11 protein-coding genes and 2 pseudogenes are annotated in these 22,783 nt (G+C 63.7%); 10 read left to right on the plus strand and 3 right to left on the minus strand.

The genetic code is table 11. The annotated features are described in order from the left end of the window. Nucleotides 1-661: 661 nt before the first annotated feature. From ACQR13_RS03475 to ACQR13_RS03515, 9 genes and pseudogenes are all read left to right on the plus strand, one after another. Entirely contained in the window at nt 662-3,568 is a 2,907-nt protein-coding gene (locus ACQR13_RS03475; RefSeq protein WP_316170070.1) for a helix-turn-helix transcriptional regulator, read from the plus strand. Nucleotides 3,569-3,827: 259 nt separating this feature from the next. Continuing rightward, entirely contained in the window at nt 3,828-4,541 is a 714-nt protein-coding gene (locus ACQR13_RS03480) for a GntR family transcriptional regulator (protein WP_315825600.1), read from the plus strand. A 173-nt stretch (nt 4,542-4,714) separates the two neighbouring features. Beyond that, nucleotides 4,715-6,556, plus strand: coding sequence for an ATP-binding protein (locus ACQR13_RS03485; RefSeq protein WP_316202438.1), 1,842 nt, complete (start codon nt 4,715-4,717; stop codon nt 6,554-6,556). An 18-nt stretch (nt 6,557-6,574) separates the two neighbouring features. Further along, the gene (locus ACQR13_RS03490; RefSeq protein ID WP_315715081.1) at nt 6,575-7,933 is read left to right on the plus strand and encodes a sigma-54-dependent transcriptional regulator; all 1,359 of its coding nucleotides are present in this window, start codon (nt 6,575-6,577) and stop codon (nt 7,931-7,933) included. A gap of 283 nt (nt 7,934-8,216) precedes the next feature. After that, on the plus strand, nt 8,217-9,494 hold the full coding sequence (locus ACQR13_RS03495) for an MFS transporter (protein WP_316202464.1): 1,278 nt from the start codon (nt 8,217-8,219) through the stop codon (nt 9,492-9,494). A 12-nt stretch (nt 9,495-9,506) separates the two neighbouring features. Next, on the plus strand, nt 9,507-10,286 hold the full coding sequence (locus ACQR13_RS03500; protein ID WP_316202437.1) for a GntR family transcriptional regulator: 780 nt from the start codon (nt 9,507-9,509) through the stop codon (nt 10,284-10,286). A gap of 302 nt (nt 10,287-10,588) precedes the next feature. Beyond that, nucleotides 10,589-10,780, plus strand: a pseudogene (locus tag ACQR13_RS03505) (conjugal transfer protein TraA); the annotation flags it as partial. Between the two features lie 67 nt (nt 10,781-10,847). Further along, nucleotides 10,848-10,946, plus strand: a pseudogene (locus tag ACQR13_RS03510) (conjugal transfer protein TraD); the annotation flags it as partial. Continuing rightward, complete coding sequence (locus tag ACQR13_RS03515; RefSeq protein ID WP_316202466.1) at nt 10,939-11,340, plus strand: hypothetical protein; 402 nt, start codon at nt 10,939-10,941, stop codon at nt 11,338-11,340. The pseudogene ACQR13_RS03510 and the gene ACQR13_RS03515, both read left to right, overlap by 8 nt. 787 nt (nt 11,341-12,127) lie before the next feature. Here the strand turns inward: ACQR13_RS03515 and ACQR13_RS03520 are convergent. Genes ACQR13_RS03520 through ACQR13_RS03530 form a run of 3 tightly spaced genes read right to left on the minus strand, consistent with a single transcriptional unit; the run spans nt 12,128 to nt 20,513 of the window. Next, nucleotides 12,128-13,675, minus strand: a complete 1,548-nt coding sequence (locus tag ACQR13_RS03520; protein ID WP_316202436.1) for a sensor domain-containing diguanylate cyclase — start codon at nt 13,673-13,675, stop codon at nt 12,128-12,130. Further along, nucleotides 13,675-18,966, minus strand: a complete 5,292-nt coding sequence (locus tag ACQR13_RS03525) for a filamentous hemagglutinin N-terminal domain-containing protein (protein WP_434862579.1) — start codon at nt 18,964-18,966, stop codon at nt 13,675-13,677. Before ACQR13_RS03525 ends, ACQR13_RS03520 begins: the two co-directional genes overlap by 1 nt. Continuing rightward, a complete protein-coding gene (locus tag ACQR13_RS03530; RefSeq protein WP_434862580.1) occupies nt 18,966-20,513 on the minus strand; it encodes a ShlB/FhaC/HecB family hemolysin secretion/activation protein in 1,548 nt (515 codons plus the stop codon). The genes ACQR13_RS03525 and ACQR13_RS03530 overlap by 1 nt, the downstream gene beginning before the upstream one ends. Before the next feature lie 814 nt (nt 20,514-21,327). On the opposite strand from ACQR13_RS03530, the gene ACQR13_RS03535 reads away from it, so the two are divergent. Next, nucleotides 21,328-22,425 (plus strand): IS256 family transposase, encoded by a 1,098-nt coding sequence (locus tag ACQR13_RS03535; protein ID WP_316170073.1) that lies wholly within the window; start codon nt 21,328-21,330, stop codon nt 22,423-22,425. Nucleotides 22,426-22,783: the final 358 nt, after the last annotated feature.

Below are 22,783 nucleotides of genomic sequence, written 5' to 3' on the forward strand. Positions count from 1 at the left end.
ATGTCATGTGCCAAGCCGCACTCGTCACTGGTTTGCCGCGGCTCCGATGCGCGCAATCCGACGCTCCGAAATGATTCGCGCGTCGGGGTTCGGCACCAAGCCGCCGAACGCTGAAGGTGCGTTGTTGGACGATATGAAGGACCCGCGATCTCCTGAGGCCATCGCCATCTCCTGAGCCTGTATGCGAACGCATGGTTCTCTCCGGCGTTGCAGCAGATGCTTGGCCCATGTGTGCGTCGCCTCCGACGCCGAGTAGTCGAGAACGGCGTCGCCGCGATTCCTCGATCGCCAGCTCGTTGGGCCAGGGGAATTTCGTCAAGAAAACGACTCAATGATGTTTCATGCTTCGGTTGAGTTTTGTAGTTGCACCTCATGATGGTTGTGTGTCTTTTAGGGCAAGCAATCATTGGCTGAACTGGCCATGGAGATCGTGATCGATCTGAGTCCTTCGGGTCTCGCCGGTCGCGATTGCGCGACAGTCTTCGCGAGATGAGTCCCATATGCGCAGCGCAACATTGATTTGACGCTTGGTATTATCGTGCCGAGCTGATATTTTCTCAAAGCAATCTTAAGTTGTCGGAGACGGTTGAATCGCACGGGCGGCAGTGCGTCGTGCCGCAGCCATGAAAGAGTATCGTGTAGGTTGGCCATTGGTTAGCGCATGAAGGATAGCGGTGTTCCGCTTATAGGAAGGGACCAGGAGTCGAACCGGCTTCGCGAGCTTCTCCCGAGCACGAATGGACGCGCTGTCGGCGCGGTCCTGATAGGAGAGGCTGGTATCGGCAAGAGCCGTCTGGTCGAGGCACTGGCCCTAACTGCGAAGCAGCGCGGTTTCTGTGTCGCGAGGGGGGCCGCCTACGAGATGGCCGAACCTCTGCCCTATGGATTGTTCGCCGACACTTTCTCCCAATGGGCTCGCGAGCAGCCGACACTCCTCAACCATGCTCGCAATGATATGATTCGGCCGCTGTCTCGCCTGGTGCCGGCGTTCGCGGCCGCTGCGGATCTTCCTGCTCTCAAAGGACTCTCCGGACCGGACGAGCGGTTTCGGCTGTTCGAATCCGCCGTTCATCTGCTTCATGCGGTTGCAGTCGAATCTCCACTGTTGCTCGTGCTGGAGGACTTGCACTGGGCCGATCGCGAATCCTGGTCGATGTTGCTGCATTGCTTACGCTCGACGCGATCTCTCCCCTTGCTAACCGTCATGACCCTCCGTCCCGACGAGACCGGTGGCGAGCCGCTGGAACTCAGTGCGATGGCGCGTGAGAGCGAACTTCACCGGATCGCGGTTCGGCCGCTCGAGCCTGCGGACACGATGCGCATGCTTGAGTCGTTGGCTGGCGAGCGGCTTCCCGCATCGCTTGCGACGGCAATTCATCGTGAGACTGGCGGCAATCCGTTCTATGTGCGCGAGCTCTTCAACCACCTCGTCGAGGAGGGAAGATTTCCGGGGCGCCAGGGCCAATGGCCCGCCGATCTCGTGACCAACGGTGTCGGCATCCCGGCCGGATTGCGTCCGCTGCTGTCGCGACGGTTCGCGCGGCTCTCGGGGCCGACCCTGGGGATGCTACGGATCGCTGCGATATTTCCGGAAGGCTTCGATCTCGGCCGATTGCAGCTTCTGATATCGGATTCCGAAGAGACGATTCTCGACCATATCGACGAGGCGATGAGGGCCGGGGTCCTCGTCGTGCGAGGTGATGGCTACGTCTTTGCGCATGCGTTGCTGCGGCGTGCCATGTACGACGAACTGAACCCCGACCGGCGAGCGATCTTGCATCGGCGCGCGGCGACGCGTCTCGCCGAGCTCGATGCCGATCCCGGAGAGATTGCACATCAGTATCACGCTTCACAGCGCATCGCGGGTGCCGAGATCGGCCGGGTCTTCGCACTGAAGGCAGCCGAGCGCGCGCGAGCGAACTATATCAGCGAGCACGAAGCTGCATTCCTTCGGATCGCTTGCGATCTCGCAGGCGATGCTGTCTCGGACGAGATGCTTCGTGATCTCGCGCTTGCCCAGGCCGCATCACTCGATGTCGAAGCCGCCGACGCGACGTCGCGCCTTCTGTTCGGCCGATGCTGGGAGCGGCAGCCATCATGGATCATGAGTTTCTTGGTGACGATTGCCCGCAGGCTGCGCGACGCCGGCGCTCCCACCGAGATGTGGCAGCCTCTGGTGGAGCGCGGACTGGAGGCCTGCGGTGCTCGCCGAGATTTGCACTGGGCCCGATTGGAGGTGCTCCGACAGCACTGGCGATGCCGATGGAATGACGGGACGTTTGAGACGATCTACCACGCGCCGGATCCGCGTGCGCTCGATCTCGTTCATCAGCTTGGAGACGAAGAGGACCGTGCCTCGGCGCTCGACCTGTATGCTCCTCGATCAATCGAACAGACAGAGCAGGTGCAACGTTGGGCCGCCGAATGGCAGAGTCCGGCGGCCATCATCCGGGCTCGAGAGGTCGTCACCCATGATTGGATCTATCGGCATGGACAACTCGCCATGGGGGTCGAAACTGCGCACGACCTGTTGCGGGATGCCAAGTGTTTCGGGTCGCTTCCTGGCCAGATCGAGGCCTTAACCTCTCTCGCGATTGCCGAGGCGAGCCTGGGCCATTTGACAAGCTCCGACGCGGCGCTGCGCGACGCGCGTGCGCTGGCTGTCCGACTGGGACCGTGGCACCGGTTGCATCTCGCCCTGGAGCTTTCCGCGGTCGCATGGCGGGCCTATTTGTATGGTGGCGACTGGACGGCAATCGGCAGAATCGCTTCGCGTGCGCTGCAGATCGTCAAGGATCATCCGGTGCGCCTTGGACAGATCGTGCTCGGCTTCGCCGCTCTGACTGAAGCGTTCTTGCCTGGCGAAAACGAATATGACGTTCGCATCGAGGCGCTGCTCCGATCCTTGGAGAACACAAATTGCGACAGACAACTGTCGGATGATGCACTTGGGCTCGGGGTCTGCGCCGCCTGGCAGCGTGAGGACGTCAAGCGCGCGCGCCGGTTCGAAGCGTTGGTCCGCACTCCAAAACACGGAAGCACGATCGGTGCAGCCGGTGAATGCCGTGAATTCATCCTCGGACGTCTGGCCGCCCTTCAGGGTCACACGGTTGCGGCATGCACACACTTCGCAAAGGCCCGCGGCGACCTTGAGCGGGCAGGCCAGGTCTGCCTCCGAGCGCTCGTCGATCTTGACGAGGCGATCGTGACGGGAACTTCAGGCGACAAGCCGTCCTCGCATGCGCTGCTGCAGCGGGGACGCGAGCAGTTCGTAGCACTCGGCATGCGAAGCTGGCAGGAGCGTGTCGATCGAGCACGGATAGAGGGAGTCGAGGTCGGGCCGCGCAACTTATACGCGCGAGGCCCTGATGATCTTTCGCCGCGAGAAATGGAGATCCTCAGCAAGCTCGCTGCCGGCAGCCGCTCCAAGGCCATTGCCGCGGAACTACGCCTTAGTGTGCCGACCGTCAACAGACACATTGCGAACATATATATGAAGATCGGCGTGAGCTCGCGCGCCGCTGCAACCGCTTACGCGATGAGACACCGTCTCAGCATGCTCCAGTGAACCAGTACACATCGATTGCATAGTTTTTATGATGGTGACGGCTGCAATGAGTGCGTAAGCTTACAGTGTGTAAAAAAATGACAGTCATGGGCGGACAACGAGTAGCAGGGCAAGGGTTCGACGTCGGGCGTCGCCGAACCCGTTCATGCGTGCTCGTCGGCGCGGTCGGAGCATTCCGGGAACAAGGCATACGCCTCTCCGGTGCTACGTCTGCGGCCGGCAAGTTGCGTCCGCCTAGGGTGGTTCAAGGGGACGTGGCATGCGTGATACAGACGGGGATATCAGCAAGGTAGACACCGCTTACACTAAGCTCAAGGACCTCGTCATCCACTATGATCTGGTCCCTGACAGCAAGGTCCGGGTGCTTCCGGGAGAGCATCTGCACATTGACGATCTGGCGGATCGCGTCAATGCGAGCGCAACGCCTGTGCGCCAAGCGCTGGAGCGCCTGCAAGGCGAGGGACTGATCGACAGCATCGCGAAGCGAGGCTTCTTTTCCAAGGTTCCGAACGCGTCCGAGCTGCAGGACCTGTATGAATTTGCCCGGCTGGTTCTTGAGCACAATATCACGAGGCCACTCGATCCGTCCTCGGTCGCGCGTCTCGGCCGGGGTTTGATGAAAGTGGAAGCCGTTGCAGTGGGCCACTCGGCAACGAAGTGCGTCAAACATCATGCGATGACCATCGAAAGCGTTTTCGAGCAGATCACGCAGCTGTCGCGAAACGAGCAGATGCTGAGAATGATGCGGAACTTCAATGATCGCAGCCGGTATGTCCGATGCCTCTCGATCCTGCAAAGCCCGGATCAAGGCGCCCAGGTACGCGAATGTCTCGAGTTGATCGAATTGCTCCGCGATCAAGATCCGAAAGGTGCGTGTGCCAAATTGGAAACGCACATGTGCCGGATGATCGTCGATCTGCCTGAGCTCATCAGGGAGGCCAGGTCACGCTGGACGATGGCCGCGGCCATATAGATCTCATTTTGACCGTAATGCCTGGGGCACATCGACCTTCGACCTGTAAGAGGGTCCAAGACTCCGGTTGCGGGTGAAGCTCTGGATCCGGCATGCGGGGGGAGAATTCGCGAGGTGACCGAAGCGTAGGTCAGGTCCATCATTCGAGCCCTGGCGTGAGCGGGAGTGTATCAATGTCGGCGTGGTTTTCGAGCCGACTGGAACTGCCGCGTGAGCTCTCAAGGGCTTGGCCGGTTATCGCGGCCATTGCCATCCTGGCAATCGTGGGAGTCGCGCTGCTGTCCTACCGATTGGCCCTGAGCGCTGGGCTCGCGCAGATGAGCCGCGATTCCGATGATCGGCTCACGTTGATCGGCAGCACGTTCGATGCAACCGTTGCCCGCTTCCGATATCTGCCCACGGTTCTTTCACTCGCCGACCCGGTGCGCGGGCTGTTCCGGACACCGGGCGACGGGGCAGTCGTCGAAGCCGCTAACCGCTATCTCAAGTCGCTAAATCAGGCCGCGGGATCGGCCGAGCTCTACGTGCTGGACACGGCAGGGGTGGCGCTGGCAGCAAGCAACTATGATGGAGCAAAGAGCTTCGTCGGGCATGCGTACGACTTTCGCCCCTATTTCCAGAGCGCAATCCGTGACGGGGAAGGGCAGCTCTATGCCGTCGGGGTGACGACCGGCCTGCCTGGTTACTTCTTGTCGCAACGGATCACGGAAGGCGAGCTTACGATCGGGGTCGCCGTCGTGAAGATCGATTTGACGCCGCTGGAAGCCGATTGGGTCAGGGCCGGTGATCTGGTGGCCATGGAAGATGAAGGAGGTGTGGTGATCCTGGCCAGCCGCGCGCGGTGGAAATATCACCCGCTGCAAACGCTGCCCTCGAGCGCGGTCGCGCGTCTCAACAAGTCCCGGCAGTTCGGCGACACGATCGAGAATGCCCCGATCCTGCATTCCTCGGCGGCATCAGGCAACGTATCGGTCGGACTGGGCGACGACAATGACGTCCACGAATATGCGCTGCGTGCGCGGCATCTGCCGGCGCATGGGTGGCAGCTCCTGATCTTCTCGGATATCGGAGACGCGCGACGGCATGCAATGACGGTCGCCGCCACAGCCGGTTTTGCCGTTCTCACGGTACAGCTGCTTGGACTTGTAGCCTATCAATGGCGGCAATCGATGAAAGCCAAGGGCGAAGCAAACGAGCTGCTGGAACGAAGTGTTGCGGAGCGCACGATGGAGCTTCGCGAAGCCAATCGTCAGCTGACGAGCGAAGTCCTGGAACGGACGCGCACCGAACAGGAGTTGCGACAAACCCACGAGAGCTTGGTGCAGAGTGCGAAGCTTGCCAGTCTTGGACAGGCGCTGGCCGGGGTGGCGCATGAAATCAACCAGCCACTCGCGGCACTCACCACTTACATCGCAAGCAGCCGAGTCTTGTTGCAGCGCAACGAGATCGAACGAACGGCCTTGAACCTCGACTTGATGTCGTCCATAGCCGAGCGAATGATGGCATTGATCGGTCACTTGCGCATGTTCGCGCGCAAGGAGACAGGGGCAACCAGCAGAGTTGATGTCGGTGTGACACTTGGCAATGCGATGCGGCTTCTGCAGTACCGGATCAGAAATGAAGGTATCGAGGTTGTCCTGGACTTGCCCGCGGAGCCGGCTCACGTCGAAGCGAACCCGATCCGTCTGGAGCAGGTCTTCGTCAACCTGCTCTCGAACGCGGTCCAGTCGATGCGTGATCGCCCGCGCCGAGTTCTCACGGTCTCCATCCGTCGTGCGGGGAGCACCGTTACGACCGAGGTCGCAGACACCGGGAGCGGAATCTCCGCGGATCACATGAAGTCGCTGTTCGATCCGTTCTTCACCACCAAGGAAATCGGTGAAGGGCTCGGCCTCGGTCTTTCAATCAGCTATGGAATCGTGAGGGAGCTCGGAGGCACGATTTCGGTTGAGAGTGAACCGCAAATCGGAAGCCGGTTTTGGGTGACCCTGCCGGCGCCGTCCGCGCCGGCCTAGATCTATCGGGGTATGTGGATGAGCAAATCGATTCTTGTCGTCGACGACGAGGAGATCGTTCGCAGCTCGATCAGACAATGGCTGGAGCTGGGCGGCTTCGACGTGCGCACCGCCCGAAATGCGGACGAGGCGCTTTCGATGCTTCAGGCCGAGCTGCCCGACGTGGTACTGACCGACTTCCGGATGCCGCATCGATCCGGCATCGAACTGATGCGCGACGTGCAGCGCATCGATCCCGACATTCCGGTCATACTGCTGACTGCTCACGGCGACGTTGCACTCGCGGTAGCGGCCATGCGCGAGGGCGTCTACGACTTTTTGCAGAAACCTGCCAACCCGGATCATATGTCTGCCGTGTTGGCACGGGCGGCAGAACAATCAGGATTGAAGCGTCAACTCAGGCAACTCACGAGCCGGCTCGGCGCCGAAGGTGAGCTGGAGCGACGTCTCCTCGGGACATCGCCAGCGATGGCCACGCTGCGAAAGTCCGTTGGCGAGCTCGCCGAGCACGACAGGGACGTGATCCTCTTCGGCGAGAGCGGCACGGGAAAGGAGGTCGTCGCTCGCGCACTGCACGACCTTGGTCCGCGGGCACGAGCTCCTTTCGTTGCGGTGAATTGCGCGGCCGTCCCCGCCGAGCTGTTCGAGAGCGAACTGCTGGGTCACGAGGCGGGGGCGTTTACCGGCGCACGCGGGGCTCGCATCGGGAAGTTCGAACATGCCAGCGGCGGAACCCTCCTGCTCGATGAAATTGAAAGCATGCCACACGCGTTTCAGGTCAAGATCCTGCGCGTTCTTCAGGAGCGCGTGGTCGAGCGGGTGGGATCGAACCGGCTGATCCCGATCGACGTCCGTGTGATCGCCGCCGCGAAGGCCGATCTCGCGGCCGACAGCCGCAGCGGCCGCTTTCGTGCCGATCTCTATTTCCGCTTGGCCGCGGCGGAGATCCGTCTGCCGCCGCTGCGCGAACGGGGCAACGACGTGCTGCTGCTATTCCAGCATTTCGCCGCGGAAGCCGCCCGGCGCAGCGGCCGTGACTTGACCCCACTCGGAGCCGAGGATTTCGATGCGCTGCTGACCCATGACTGGCCAGGCAACGTTCGGGAATTGAAGAACGTGGCTGAACGCTACGCGCTCGGCCTGGCCGCAACGGGTCGCCGCGTCGCGGAAATTCTGCGGCGGGCCGAAGGAGCGGGCGCAAGGCGCTCGCTCTCCGAGCGTGTCGCAGCTTATGAGCGCATGCTGATCGAGGCGTCTTTGCTGGAGCACAACTGGTCGGTTGTGGCGGTCATGGAAAGTCTCGGCGTGCCACGGCGGACGCTCAACGAAAAAATGGCAAGGTACGGCTTGCTGCGACCCAGCCGAACCTCCTGCTAGGCACGAGGCGGATTCCCGCTCACACGCCGACGCGGATCGGCGGAATTCCGCTGAGCGCCGCGAGCCCGTTTCACGCGGGGCGCAATGCAACCATCTGAAATCGCTTTGTTTGCCGGCGCGGTCGGCGGCCGCGGCCGGCTGGCACGCGGGTTGCTCAGGCATGAGCACGATTGGCCTTAGAGCCTAAGAAAACGTGCACTCGGAGGACGCCATGAATTTTGAGCGAGCTATCAACCCCACCCTCGTTGCGGCCGCCGATGAAGCACGCCGTGACGGCCTTGGGATGGGTAGCCGCTTGCGCGCGATCTTCGTCGGCTCGATCGGAAATCTGGTGGAATGGTATGACTTCTACGCCTATGCTGCGTTTGCGTTGTATTTCGCCAAATCGTTCTTTCCTGAGGGCGACGAGGTCGTGCAGCAGTTGAACGCCGCGCTGCTGTTTGCCGCCGGCTTTCTCGTCCGCCCACTCGGAGGCTGGCTATTCGGCCATTTTGCCGATCATCATGGCCGCCGCAATGCCCTGACCTTGTCGGTCTTGATGATGTGCTTCGGCTCTCTGATCATCGCCGTGACGCCCACCTATGCGTCGATCGGCTTTGCGGCGCCGGTCCTGCTCGGTTTCGCGCGAATCGTGCAGGGAATCAGCCTTGGCGGTGAATATGGCGCCAGCGCAACTTACCTGAGCGAGGTCGCGGACGAAAAGAACCGCGGATTCTATTCCAGCTTCCAATATGTGACTTTGATTGGCGGCCAGCTCTGCGCGATCGTCGTTCTCCTGGTCTTGCAGAAGGTGCTCCTGACGGAGGAGCAGCTTCGGGGATGGGGCTGGCGTATTCCGTTCGTGATCGGCGCGCTGCTGGCCGTCGTGGCCGCCGTCATGCGTCGCAATCTGCACGAAACGGATGTATTCACCCGCGCGAAGGCGGCAAGACAGGGGAGTTCGCTGCGTGCGCTGAGTCAGTTCCGACGTGAAGTCCTGCTTGTTGTTGGACTAACCACGGGCGGGACTGCGGCCTTCTACACCTATACCACCTACATGCAGAAATACCTGAAGCTCTCCGTCAAGCTGACCGATGATCAAACGACCATGGTCACCGCCTGTAGCCTGATCTTCGCAATGGTGCTGCAGCCGCTCTATGGCGCCCTTTCCGATCGCATCGGACGCAAATGGCTGTTGATCGGGTTCGGACTGGGCGGAACTCTGTTCACGATTCCGCTTCTGAACACGCTGCAGGGAGTCCACGATCCGTTTACCGCATTCCTCCTGATCGCGGCGGCGTGGTTGATCGTATCCGGCTATACCTCGATCAATGCGGTGGTCAAGGCCGAACTGTTCCCAACTGCAATTCGAGCAACGGGCGTAGCGCTGCCATATGCATTGACCGTCTCGATCTTCGGCGGCACGGCAGAGTCGATCGCGCTTTGGTTCAAGTCGATCGGTCACGAAAGCTGGTTCTATTTCTACCTCACCGGCTGCATTGCGACCTCTCTTGTCGTCTATCTCGCCATGCGCGACACCCGGCGGCACTCGGCGATCGATCGTGAGCAGGAAGCGAGATGAGCGGCGCGTCGCATGAGCGCGCGACGCGCCGCGCAGCCTTCGGCTCAAGCCCGCCGGATCAGCAATCCTCGCGCAGCAGGTATCGATATGGACAGCGAATTCAATCGAGTCGATGTTGCCTACGCCCGAATCAAGGAATTGGTCACACATTACGAGTTGACGTCGGAGTCGAAGATCATTTTGCCAGGCGAGCACCTGCGCATCGACGAGCTTGCTGACTATGTCAGGGCGAGCGCGACACCGGTGAGACAAGCTCTCGAGCGTCTTCATGGCGAGGGGTTGATTGATATCGTTCCGAAGCGAGGCTTCTTCTCGAGGGTCCCGGACGCAGCGGAGCTGCAGGACCTCTATGAGTTTGCTCGGCTGGTACTCGCGTATAATCTCAGGAAGGCTTTGGAGTCGTCGTCGGCCGTACGCTTTGGCCGAAGCGCGATGAGAGTGGCGGCGCTTCCGCCCGCGAATTCGGCAAGGAATCGCGCCAAGCATTATGCTGCCGCCATCGAGGGTGTGTTCGAGCAGATCGCGCAGATATCGAGGAACGAGGAGATGCTGCGAATGATAAAAAACTTCAACGACCGCAGCCGGTATATTCGATGCCTCGTCATCTCCCAAGACGCCGATCCGGACTCCGAGCTCCGTGACTGTCTTGATATCGCGGACGGCGTCCGCAGCCAGAACGCCGCGCGCGCGTGCGCGCGCCTGGAAGCCCACATGCACCGAACGATCGCAAATTTGCCAGAATTGATGCGGGAGGCCAGATCGCGCTGGGCCATTGCCGCCGCTGCAGGCTGAACCATCCCACCTGGTGGTCTCGCGCTCACGGCGCCCGCGAAGTTCGACGGTCGATCGTTGCCATCGATCGAGCTGGTGGGTCGTTTGCGTTCGTGTGGACCGGCAAACTGGTCTTTAGCTGCAGTCTCGTGCCGACCTAACTCGACGTTTGCGGACGTGTGCAGCCGACCGCAAGGAGCCGCTCCTGATGGTTGCGCTCGAACCGTTCACGGTCGACGAGCAGCGGCCGCGGTTTGAGGGCTACCTCAGCATCCCGGGCATCCAGGCCCTGGAGCGCTATGAGGAAGTGGAGCTAAGCCGGTATTGATGAACTACAAAAGATCCGCCGGGTATTCGAGGAGGTGCGGCCTTATGGCTCGCTCGATGCCGAAGCCGCCTACAAGAACGCTGAGCTTGCCCGCGAAGCGGCTGGCAGCCGGGTCAACCGCGCCAGCCGCGCGCTCCAGCTCGAGACCGAACTGCGCATCGATTCGGGCCGCCGCGCCGACCGCTTCGCTGGCGGCTCTCGGGCGCAACCGGGCGGCGCGCAATCCTCAACAGGCAGCAAGGGTGCGGCATGATATGCGGCAGGTCGTGCGCCGCAAGCGCACGCGGCATCTCATTGAACTCGGCGGCCTCGTCGTCAAGGCTCGTGTCGTGGACTTGACCGGCGATGATCGCGGACCGATCGCCGCTCGGGATCATCGCGGCCGTGCCGGTCATGGATGGTCAGAACAGGGTCGAGAGCGCGCGCATCCTGACGATGAACGCAAAGGCGCGCGAGATCCTGCGGCAGGACCCATCACGTTTTCAGATTCACACCATCGGCGAACTGATCCGACATACCAGCAATCCGCTGGGCTGGACGGTCGTCAAGACCGTGCAGGATGGCCAGGCAACGCGGATCGACTATCACAGCCCGGACGGTGAGCTGTTCTCGATGGTGATCGAATATGTCGCCCAGATCGTCCTGATCTCCCTGGCGGAGCTGAACCGGTCGGAACAGCCGGAGATTGAACAGCAGCCGGAGGTGAGGACAGCAACCCGCTTCGCACGGATGATCGGGCTGAGCTGAGATCGGCAAGTCGTCTGCGCGCCGCCTCGCGCAGACGATGCTCAGGAGCCGTCCGCCGATCTCGGGATGGTCCAGGCGCTCCAGGGCCGCCCCAACGCCGTTGGGACGGTGTTTCTAGAATCTGTCCTGGCCACCGTAACTTGGTGCCGTTCAATGTTGACCAACGACCCTGTAACGCCATCTTACAAGAACTCCACCCGAACTAACTACGTCGACTCCTTCGACCGAGAGTCGTTGTGGCAAGCGCGGCGTAGGCTTGCACGGAGCTCTCCGGCGCAAGGGTCCTTCAGTCGAGGCAACCTCAGTCCGCCTTACGACGAAGCTTGCGCTGCAGTTCTCGCTCATGCTCGCATATTCTTCGGCGACCCCGCCGCGCCTGCTTGGTGCGCTCGGGATGTGAAAGTAGTATCGGGACGGGAACGTTATCCCGGAACGTCCTAATCCATGACGGGCCCGGCTCTTTGAGAACCACCGCTTTGATCTGAACGATCATCGGTCACTGCTCGTCGTGCAACATCCAAGACGACCTTGATTTCGCAAATCGGGTCGTTGAGGTGTCGACCATGCCGACCCGCTGCGTCGGCGTTTCGCCGAGCGTCACCACCATCAAGGGTACCGATGAGCGCAGCATGGCCCACGACCTACGAACCGGCGATCGCGAGGGCTTGCGTATCAGCCATTGCTGGCATTCCGTCGTCCGGCGAGCCCGCTGGCCGAGCGCTGCGACGGCGTCCGCCCCGATACGGTAGGGCATCTAAGGCCGACCGCCTGCGTCGTTCGTTAGGGATCACAGCGCCAACCGGCCCGGGAAGCCGCTCTCGCACGACGTGGGCGCCGCATCCTTAGTGCGTTCCACGACCACGCGATTTCGGCCCGCCGTCTTGGCTGCGTAAAGCGCCTTGTCTGCGCGGTTGACCAGATCGAGGAGCTTGTCGCGCGGATCGTCGAGAGGCGCGAGCCCGATGCTGACGGTCACGCGTTCGCTGCCCGGCAGCCAAGTCCCGACGTTCGACACCGACCGTCTCACCTGCTCGGCCACGTGTTCGGCCGAGGTCTTGCTCAGGCCGATCAGCGCGACGCAAAACTCTTCACCGCCGTAACGGCCGACCAGATGCGGCCCGCCGCAGAATGTCTGCAACTGGTCGGAGAGCCCGACCAGCACCTTGTCGCCGAAGGCATGGCCGAACCGATCGTTGATCCGCTTGAAGTGGTCGGCGTCGACCATCATGAAGACGAACGGACGCCGAGTGCGGATTGCTTCGGTCAGCAGTGCTTCCGCCTGTTCGAAAAAGGTGCGACGGTTGAGACAGCCGGTCAGAGGGTCGCGCGAGGCAAGATATTGCAACTCGAGATTCTGATCGGAGATATGCCGCTGTGCCTTGCGCAGCTCCTCGACCGAGGCGCTCAGCCGCATATTGGTTTCATGCAAGGCCGTCACGTCGGTGAACGTGACGATGGCGCCGCGTGCCGTCCCGCTGCCGTCGAGGATGCGGGTCGCGTTGACGACGAGCCGGTGCATGCCGCCGCCGGCATCGCGAATGCTCAGCTCCGCGCCGAGCACCGGATGCTCATGTTCCAGGGCGACACGCCACGGCAGATCGCTTGGCGCAACCGGAGCCGCCACCGACGAAAGCCACGGCAATCCGCTGGCCGGAGAGCCGAGCTCAAGTTCGCCACCGGTCAGAACGTTGTGTTTGAAGGCCCGGTTTGCGAGCAGCACGCGCTCGTCGTCGTCAATGATCAGCACGCCCTCAGCGAGGGTATCGAACGCCGCCTCGATCCGCTTCGGAATCGTGCGACTCGGATCGAGCTCGCGCAGGGCGCGGCCAAGCACCAGGTAGAAGCCGGCAAAGCCCGTAACCGCCATGAATCCCACGAACGCGAACAGGGCCGGCCCCAGATCGAGCGGGTTCGCTCCGCTGGTGAGCGGCCTGAAGGCGATCTCGATCCGACCGGCAGGCGTGTCATCATTGAACAGCGGCACCTGGATATGCGTCGCGGTCGACTTGCCGTCGGGCAGCTCGCGCCAGTGGGTCAGGTGGCGATCGGATCCGGCGAGGATATTGCCATGCGCGTCGCGGATGGCAATGGAGAGGATGGCTGGGCTGCGGCTGACCACGACGTCGATCGTGTCCTTGATCGCGGCCGTGTCATTGCGGCTGGCGAGGACGGCGAGTTGCACCGCCATCGCGGTTGCGGTGACGCCGCGCTGCTCCAGCTCGGCTCTCTCCTCGTTTGGCAGCAAGCCAAGCGAGGCGGCGACGAGAATTAGGCTGACGGTCAAGGATACCAGACCGAGGCTGAGCTGGAGTTTGGGGGACAGCCATCGCTTCATCACGTGACGTCCGCGAGCGATCGACTGGCTCCCTGGCCGCCCTCGAACATCGCATCAACCTCGGACGTGGCGCGGGTCCTTTCCGTCCTCCGCGGCCGCAGCACCACCATCAAAGGATCGAAGCCGCGCCACAGCGGGACCGAGGCCAGGAACGCGGCGAGCAGCGTCCCGCCGCGCAGCAGCCAAGCGATGAAGCCGACGGTCAGGACCGAGCTTGCGGCCGCAATGGTGAATTCGGCGGCCCTCAATGACCTCGCGGCGGAGCGGGCCACACGCGAAATTTCCTCGGCAATGGTGGTCGCGAGCGCTTCGCGATTGAGGCGCGACAGCGCAAGATCGACCATGCTTCGGGCTGGCGCAGGCGCGATCGTGGTGGGCGGCGCGGATAAGATCGGTGGCTCGGGGGCAGCTTGGGCGGGTTGGCTCGGCGGCGGCACGGGTGCGGCGGCCGGCGGAGCCGCAGCGGCATGCTCGGCTGCGGACTTTGCCGGGCCGGCTGCAGGGCCTTGGCCTGCCGAACTCTGGGAAGCGCTCGAGGCAGAGGCTGCACCGCCCAAGCCGCCATGGCCACCTCCAGCACCGCCGCTGGTCCTTCCATTGTTCACTGACTCAGCTGCGGCTCCAAAGCCGTTCAAGACGCCGGAATCGGGCGTGGAGGACGGCGAGGGGGGAATCAGAGCGGGCGTCGATGGGGCCGGAATGAGATCCGTGTTCGCGGACGATGAGCCATTGCCGGCCGTCCCGGGCGCGGCAGCCGCAAACAGGTAACGATTGCCCGGCGCACTCACGCTCCCCGGCGGCACCGACTGGTAGGTCGCGTTCCAGATCGCAGGATTGCCGCTGTCCAATCCGCCGAAACTGTCGGCGCCGGGTGCGGCCGAATAGATCAGCCAGCGGCCGGACGTCGCGCTCACCGCGCCGCTGCCGGCATTGTTGATGAAGGCACGAGCTGCCGATAGGACCGGGCTTGCGGCGACCACCGCGCTGCCGCTTGCGATCGTCAGGTCGCCGGCCGAGAGGATCGTCGCGTTGGCGCTGGCGCTGATTCCGCTGATCCCCTGTACCGCACCGATGGTCAAACTCTGTGCGTTGTTGAAGGTGAGCGCGCCGATACCGCTGGCGGCAAGCGTGCCGACAGTGTTGTCGGCGCCAAGCACGTAGCTCGTTCCGCCCGACAGCCGCAGCGCCGTAGCAGCGATGGCGCCGCCGATCTGGCTCACCGCACCAGTGTCACTGATCACCACCGGCGCCGCGCCTGAGGTGATCGTGGCGCCGAGCCGGTCGCCGCCGCGACCGTCGAGGATGAGGGTGCCGGTGCCGTTGTTGGTGATCGCAACCCCGGCTGCAGACGTGTCGATTCCGACAGCCGAGGCGGACGAGGTGCTGCCTACAAGGGTGACCGCGCCCGAGTTGGCCGTAATGGCGTTGCTACCGCTGGCGACGAGGCCGGATGCGGTGCTGCTCGTCCCCCTCAGCTGCAGGTCGCCTGAGGTTGTGAGCGTGCTGCCTTGATCGATCGTCACTCCGGCCCCGCTGGTGCTCGTGCCGGCGAACGTCACGGCGGTTCCGCTCAGATTGTCGATCGTGGTGCTGCCCCGCAAATAGATGCCGTTGCCGCTGGTCGAGCTGCCTGAGATCGACGTGGTGCCGGAGGAGGTCACATTGGCGTTGACCGCGATGCCGCTTCCGCCGCTACTCGTTCCGCTGATCGACACAAGCCCCGAGCCGCTGGTGGCGAGCGTCCCGCGCAGTTGCAGGCCATCAGCGGACACCGAAGTGCCTTGCAGGATCAAAGCGCCGCTCGTCGCGGTCAGCGTGTTGCCTCCGTTGGCGACCATGCCGACATTGCTGTTCGAGGTGCCGGTCAGCGTCACACTTCCCGTTGCGGTGAAGCTGGCGAGCGATGCCAACACGCCATAACCCGTGCTCGACGTTCCAGCCAGCGACATGGTGCCAGATGTAGTTACAGCAGAGAAATTCCGGAACTGGAGTCCGTAGCCGGACGGATTGAATCCCGAAATGGCCAGCGTGCCAGCGCCGGAATTGCTGATGGCGTCGGTGCCGGCAAAGAGCACGCCGGCGCTCCCGCTGTTCGTCGGCCCCGTGTCGTTGGAGGTTCCAGTGATGGTCAGCGATCCGCTGCCCGAGTTACTGACCGTCGCACCGGAGAAGTAAGTGCCGACCGTCGAGCCCGACCCGCTCGTGGCGGTGGAGATGCCGCTGACGGCGACGTTCCCGCCCGTTACGGCGAGGCTCGAGGCTGATCCAAAGCTGACGCCGTCGCTCGCCGTCGAGATGCCCGCGAACGATACGTTGCCGGACACAGTGTTCGTCCCGGTGAAGTTCACGCCAAAGCCGCTGTTTGACGTGCCCGAGAACGTCGCCGTGCCGGTCCCCTGGTTATCGATGGTCGTGGCGCCCTGGAAGAAGACGCCGCTGCCGGAGGTCGAGCTGCCTGCAAAGCTCGGCGTGCCGTTCAGAATCGTGACGATGTTGCTGCCTTTGAACGACAGGCCTTCACCGCTTCCCGACGACCCGTTCAGTGAGACGGAGCCCAGGGTGGTCAGATTGCTGCCGGTATTGAAGCGGATGCCACGACTGGCGCTGGGTGTGCTGCCGATCAGCTGGAATGTGCCGGTCCCCGCGTTGGTCAGCGCCAAGGTGCCGTTGCCCTGATCCCAGACGCCATTCGAACCCGTCGAGGAGCCGCTCAGCGTGAGATTGCCCGAGTTGCTGGTGATCGCGGAGCCGTTCAGGTACAGGCCGTAGGAGGTGCCGGTGTCGGTGCCGGAGATCGAGATGTTGCCCGACGTCGTCAGGTCGGAATTGATGGCCGCGCCAAATCCCCCTCCCGCGCCCGCAGCCGAACTGCCTGAGATCGAAATAGCTCCCGTCCCGGAATTGGTCAGCGTTGTTGGTGTGGCGGTAAAGAAGACGCCGATGCCGGTGGTACTGGCTCCGCTGACGGTAAGGTTTCCGGCAGTGTCGGTGACGAGGTTCGAGCCTTGGAATTCGACACCGTTGGAGGTGATCGATGTGCCGGTGAGCGTGACCGTGCCCGACGTGGTCAGGCCCACGCCTGAGTTAAATGCGATGCCCTGGGATCCGGATGAGGTCGTGACCGTGCCGTTCAGCGCGAGCGTGCCGCCACCAGAGTTGGTGAAGGTGTTGTTGCCACTGTTGATCCAGAATCCGACGTTGGATGACGTCGTCCCGCTCAGGGTCAGACCGTCGGAATGATCGGTGATGGTGTTGTTGCCCAGCAGATAGACGCCGACACTGCTGTTCGACGTTCCGGTGATGCTGACTGCGCCGGCGGTATCCAGACTCGCACCGGCCTGCAGCACGAATGCCGGCAATGTGGGGCTGCTTCCGCTGATGCTCAACGCGCCGCCGCCGGTGTTGGTGATGGCGTTCGATCCGGCGAATACGACCCCGTTGCCGGAGGCCGAGGTGCCCGTGAGCGTCAGAGCGCCGACGTTGAGGGTGCTATTGGCCAGCCAGACAGCCGCGTTGCTCCCCGCCTGAACTGCGGACCCGGTCAGCGCGCCGCCATTCGTGTCGATGGTTGCGCCGTTGATAACGAGCGAGCCCGAGCTTCCGGACGCAGCCAGATTGACGTTGAGGGCTCCGCCGGTGGCCGTGATGCTGCTGCTGACATTCACGTCGCGGCCGGCCGACACCGAGAATGTCCCGCCGCCGCTGGTGCTGATGCCCGCATTGACGTTGACGTCACGCGCGGCGTTCAACGTCAGCGAGTGGCCGCTGGCCCAGGTCACTGCGTTCGCCACGGTGATGTCGCCGCTCTGTGACCCGCCGCTTCCGGTGTCGACGGTGACATTTGCCGTCGCCAGCGCGCCTTGCAGCGTGGCGACCGACAGCACCGAGCTGTTGCCGGTCGGCGAGTAGGTGTTGCCGCTGCTCGACATGTTGCTATCGGCCGCGGTCGAGATGGTCACGTCATAGGGGTCGAGCAGCAGCGTGCCGGTCTTGCCGCCCGTGGCGGTCAGGTCGACACTGCCGCGGAAGTCCAGCAGGCCGTGGCTCGAGACCTCGGCGCCGCCGCCATTGCCGCCATCAGCGCCGGTCGCAACGACGCTGCCGCGGAAGTCGGTCGTCTGCTCCGACCACAGCACGACCTTGCCGCCATCGCCGGCACTGCCTTTCGCCGAGATGGTCGCGCCCTGCGCGACCGAAGTGGTCTCGGCCGTCGGCACGTCATCGGCGACCAGCTTCGCGGACGGATCCCGGTCGCCGCGCATATCGCCGCCGATCAGCACCTTGCCGCCGCTCTTGCCGTCGGCGCTCACCTTCGCGGTCGCGGTCAGCGCAACCTTCTTCCCGGTCACCACGATGGTGCCGCCGGCATTGCTGCGGCCGCCATTGGCCGCAAGCCGTCCTGATATGGTCACCGCGCCGCTTCCGCCGCCGAGCACGATGCGGCCGGAGCGGCCCGACAGCGAGCGGGCGCTGAGCACGCCGGACACGTTGACCACGTCGCGCACGGCCTGCTGGGCCGCCGCCGCCTTGATCTCGATCGCGCCGCCCGCCGCCTTGATCCTGCCGGCGATGTCGATGATCGCCTTGCCATCGGCGGTGGTGGACTTGGTGGGAAGCGCGACCTGCAGGAAGCCGTCGCCTGTCGGATTGAGCGTGATCGCCTCTCCGGCGCCGAGCCCGACGCGGCCGAGCGGCACGGTGATCGTGCCGCTGTTGGACACGGTCCCGCCGATCAGCCCGACAAATGCACCGCTCGCGCCGGAAATCGCGCCGGCATTGCTGACGGCGGCCGAAGCGCCCTTGCCGGTGAAGATCAGGCGGCCGGCGTTGAAATCGGCATTGCCGATGTCGAGCGTCGAGGCCACGAAGCCGCCGCCAACCTGCACCGACCCAGTTGGCGTGATTGCGATGCCGTTGGGATTGACCAGGAACACCTGCCCGTTTGCGCTGACCTGGCCGGCAATGGTCGAGGTCGTCGTCCCCGTGACCCGATTGAGGATGGCTGCGCTCGAGTTCGGCTGGACGAAGTTGACGCTGTTTCCGGCACTGACAGAGAAGCTGTTCCAGTCGACGATCGCCCTGGAGGATGTCTGGTTGATCGTGAGGGTATTGCCCGCCGGCGCGCCGATCGTGGCCTGACCTGACACGACGCTGCCGCCCTGCGGCAGACCGGCCTGCGCCAGCGCGCGCGATGATATGGCGAGCAGAGAGGTGCAGCCGAGCAAGAGGGCAGCGCGTCTGCGCCATCCGCTCGCCGCTCGCGCGTTTCGTGCGTGGTCGAACGCGCGCATCAGAAGCTCACCGTGCCCAGGACATTGGCCCGCCAGCCCTGCCGCACGCCGCTGACGTCGGTGAAGCCGCGCGCGATCTCGACTGCAAGGCTCGCATCGGCGGAGCTGCCGGGAATGCTGACGCTGCTGCGGACGCCGGTCCCCACGGCTCCCGCGTTGAGGGCGGCTTGTTCGACGGCCGAGGGACTCGCGATCCAGCCCCGGCCGCCGGCTGCAAACAGATAGGGCGATGCGGCGGCCCCCGTGCCGAACGCATTGAACACGAACGGGTAGGCCAGCTCTCCGCGCAAGGTGAAGCCCTCATCGGCATTCAACGTGCCGGACGCGAAGGCAGACAGCGCGTCGCTTCCGTCGAGCGACAGCTGCTCGGAGCGCAGCATGGCCTTGCCGCCGGTGATCTGGCTGGTGCCGATGACATCGAAGCGGAAGCCGGCGGGCAAAGGTTGCGACAGGCGCGCGGTGGCCGCAAGCTTGACGAAGTCGGGCGTCGCGCCGATCCGCGACAACGGCACGCGCGAGGTGATCGCGTCCTCGGCATTGCGTCCGCCGAGCCCCTTCGAGAGCTGCGCTCCGAGCTGCAGCCCTGCCTGCGACGGCAACGTCGTGGCGTAGTCGATGCCGCCGCGAAGCACGCGGTAATGATCGTGGCTGAGCGCCACCCCGAAATCCGGCGCCGAGATCTGCTGCTCGACATCCTCGACGGCGAGGTTGGCGTAGAGCGACGCCTTTCGCGACAGCTCGATCGGCCCGCGCAGGCGTAGCGCGAACCGGTCGAAGCTGCCGAGCGAAGCGGGGGCGCCGGGCGTCTGCTTCGTGACCGTCCGCGAATGCGTGTATTCCGGATTGACCGTGATGCCGTCCGCTCCGATCGGCACGACGGCCCCGCCGCCGTAGAGCGAGACCGGCGCGTCGCCTGCCGAGGCCGCACGCAAATCCGTGCTGAGTCCGGCCGTGCCGTAGATCTGCTCGCCAGCGCCGAGCGCGCTGTTGAGCGCCAGCGTGCCGCGCAGCTGCCAAGTGCCGAGCGAACGCGACAGGCGATCGTCGGCTCCGGCCGAGCCCGAGATCAGCCGATGCTCGCCCTCGAGCACGAGCCGTACCCCGCCTTCGCGCGTGCCGCGCACCAGGGTGCTGCGCAGCCTCAAGCCGGGAACGTCGCCCGCGATCAGCAGCGCACGCTCGATCTGTTCGGTCGTGAGATGCGGCCGCCCCAGCAGCAAGTTGGTCCGGCCGGCGACCACGTTTCGCACGCGCTCAGGAAGCGTATTGACGTCGATCGCTTCGATGAAGCCGTCGATGACAACAAGGCGAAGTGTCCCGCCGTCGACCAGCTGTTGCGGCGGCACGCTGACCCGCACCAGCGGATAGCCGGCGCGCGAATAGAGGCCTTCGAGGTTGGTCGCGAGCGCATAGATCTGGGCAACGCTGACACGTTGGCCCTTGACGCGAGCGATCAGGGGGTCGGTGAGCGTGCGAAGCTCGGGAAACGCGCCATCGAGCTGCGCCTCGCCGACCACGACGGCCATGGCTGCGTTACCGGGCGGCACGGCCGTTTCCAGCGGCCCCGGTAGTCGCAACGGCTGCTCGCCCGCCGGGAATTGAGGTCGCAGGCTCGGCGGAGTCACCTGACTGGGAGCTGCGATCTGGGATAGCGCGGACGAGGAGTACATCAGCGCCCCGATACTGGCTGCGGCACATAGAAGGGAGCTGACAGGCTTCGCCATATGCCGCTTCGACTCATGTCACTCCGCGAGCCAACGGTGTTGTCCGAGGCGCGCGCACTTCTTTCAGCCCAACGACCTAAGCGCTTCATGCTTAATGGGACGTTGAAGTGGAGCTCTCTGCGGGGCCAGCCAGTAATTCCACGGAGCGATCATGAGCCAGCCAGCGCCAAGCCGTCCTCCTCGCCGACAGGTACACGCTCCATGAGACGCACGGCTATTCCGCAGCCATGATCTCATTGGGACTTCGGCTTCGTCAATTTCGGCGAGGCGGCCGAGATAAAGATCGACACCTTCAACTTCACCCATTACGGCCTTGTCTACGGCAGGGTGCTGAGCGTCTCGCAGGACGCCGGCGCCCTGGCCGAGACCGGCGTTAGGCGCCGCGAACAATCCGCAGATGTAAGCCTCACTAAAGTGCAGTTTGATTGACCATTATGCCATATTTGACCACCCGGCGATTGAGCGATGGGCTGGGGCGCGTGGTCGTGTCCCCGGTGGTGGTGTAGCTCGGTAGAGCAAAGCCGCTCGGACGCGCGCCTCCGATAGCGCCGTAGCGGGCGGGCGGCTTTGCGGTGGTCACCGGCAGTTCTCCGGTAGGATCGGGTTGCGACACGCCAACGCAACCGAGGAACCACCGATGACCGACGAAATGATGAACCTGCGCACGCTCGTGGATAAGACCCCCGAGCGCCTGGCCCAGCGCAACGGCTATCGCGACCGGACCTGGGAGACTCGTGCCGGCACGGTCGAGCTTCGCATCCCCAAGCTGCGCAAGGGCTCCTACTTCCCCGGCTTCCTGGAGCCGCGCCGGATGGCCGAGAAGGCGCTCACCGCCGTGGTTCAGGAAGCCTATGTGCAGGGCGTCTCGACCCGTTCGGTGGACGATCTGGTGCAGGCCATGGGCATGACCGGTATTTCGAAGAGCCAAGTGAGCCGGCTCTGCGCGGAGATCGACGACAAGGTGAAGGCGTTCCTCGCCCGTCGGATCGAAGGCGACTGGCCGTATCTGTGGATCGACGCCACCTACGTGAAGGTGCGTCAGAACGGGCGCATCGTGTCGGTCGCGGTGATTGTTGCGGTCGGCGTCAATAGCGATGGCCGACGCGAGGTGCTCGGGATGGACATCGGTCCCTTTGAAGCCGAGACGTTCTGGACCGCTTTCCTGCGCAAGCTCGCCCGCCGCGGCCTGCGCGGTGTCAAGCTGGTCGTGTCCGACGCCCATGAAGGTATCAAGGCCACCGTCGCCAAGGTGCTCAACGCCAGCTGGCAGCGGTGCTGCGTGCACTTCATGCGCAACGCGCTGGCGCATGCCGGCAAGAGCGGCCGGCGCGTGGTCTCCGCCTTCATCGCCACCGCCTTTGCCCAGGACGATGCCGAGGCTGCACAAGCGCAGTGGCGGAAGGTCGCCGATCAACTCCGCCCCAAACTGCCTAAGCTTGCTGGCTTCCTCGACGAGGTCGAGACCGATGTGCTGGCCTATATGACGTTCCCACCGCAGCACCGGACCAAGCTGCACTCGACCAATCCGATCGAGCGCCTCAACGGCGAGATGAAGCGCCGGACCGAGGTTGTCGGCATCTTCCCCAATGAAGACGCCATCGTCCGCCTCATCAGCGCGATCCTGCTTGAGCAAAACGATGAATGGGCCGTCCAGCGCGCCCGCTACATGACACTGGAAACAATCGCGCCGTTGAGCGATGATCCCACCGTCAGCCTTCCGGCGATCGCCAGCTGACCTGCCCAGCTCTCCCCGGCGAACGCGCTGCCCCACCGCTAGCTACACCACGCAATGGGACACGATCCCGACGCATCGATATTGCCGCCCGACAAAATCACCCCGACCTTCTTTCCGGCCAAGCGGGCGCGCTCTTGCAAAAGCCCGGCAAGCGGAGCGCCACCCGCGCCATCGGCAACGTTGTGCGTAACCGGAAAATAGGAACGCACCGCTTCGGCGAGGTCGTCCTCATACCAGCAACCCGATTGGACCAGCTAGCTAGGGCTGCTGCGATAATGGCACGCGACGATCAGAATGCTCGCCGGGGATATTGAGCAGGGCCGGGAGAGAATGCGCTGCGGACCGATGCGCAGGCGAG

It is taken from the genome of Bradyrhizobium sp. HKCCYLRH3059 (assembly GCF_051168035.1).
Taxonomy (GTDB): Bacteria; Pseudomonadota; Alphaproteobacteria; order Rhizobiales; family Xanthobacteraceae; genus Bradyrhizobium.

Bases quoted from the DNA above. Each gene is read 5' to 3' on its own strand.
- ACQR13_RS03490 (WP_315715081.1), top strand. From the start codon at position 6,575: ATGAGCAAATCGATTCTTGTCGTCGACGACGAGGAGATCGTTCGCAGC.
- ACQR13_RS03525 (WP_434862579.1), bottom strand. From the start codon at position 18,966: ATGCGCGCGTTCGACCACGCACGAAACGCGCGAGCGGCGAGCGGATGG.
- ACQR13_RS03500 (WP_316202437.1), top strand. From the start codon at position 9,507: ATGAGCGCGCGACGCGCCGCGCAGCCTTCGGCTCAAGCCCGCCGGATC.
- ACQR13_RS03485 (WP_316202438.1), top strand. From the start codon at position 4,715: ATGTCGGCGTGGTTTTCGAGCCGACTGGAACTGCCGCGTGAGCTCTCA.
- ACQR13_RS03480 (WP_315825600.1), top strand. From the start codon at position 3,828: ATGCGTGATACAGACGGGGATATCAGCAAGGTAGACACCGCTTACACT.
- ACQR13_RS03495 (WP_316202464.1), top strand. From the start codon at position 8,217: ATGGGTAGCCGCTTGCGCGCGATCTTCGTCGGCTCGATCGGAAATCTG.
- ACQR13_RS03535 (WP_316170073.1), top strand. From the start codon at position 21,328: ATGACCGACGAAATGATGAACCTGCGCACGCTCGTGGATAAGACCCCC.
- ACQR13_RS03515 (WP_316202466.1), top strand. From the start codon at position 10,939: ATGATCGCGGACCGATCGCCGCTCGGGATCATCGCGGCCGTGCCGGTC.
- ACQR13_RS03520 (WP_316202436.1), bottom strand. From the start codon at position 13,675: ATGAAGCGATGGCTGTCCCCCAAACTCCAGCTCAGCCTCGGTCTGGTA.
- ACQR13_RS03475 (WP_316170070.1), top strand. From the start codon at position 662: ATGAAGGATAGCGGTGTTCCGCTTATAGGAAGGGACCAGGAGTCGAAC.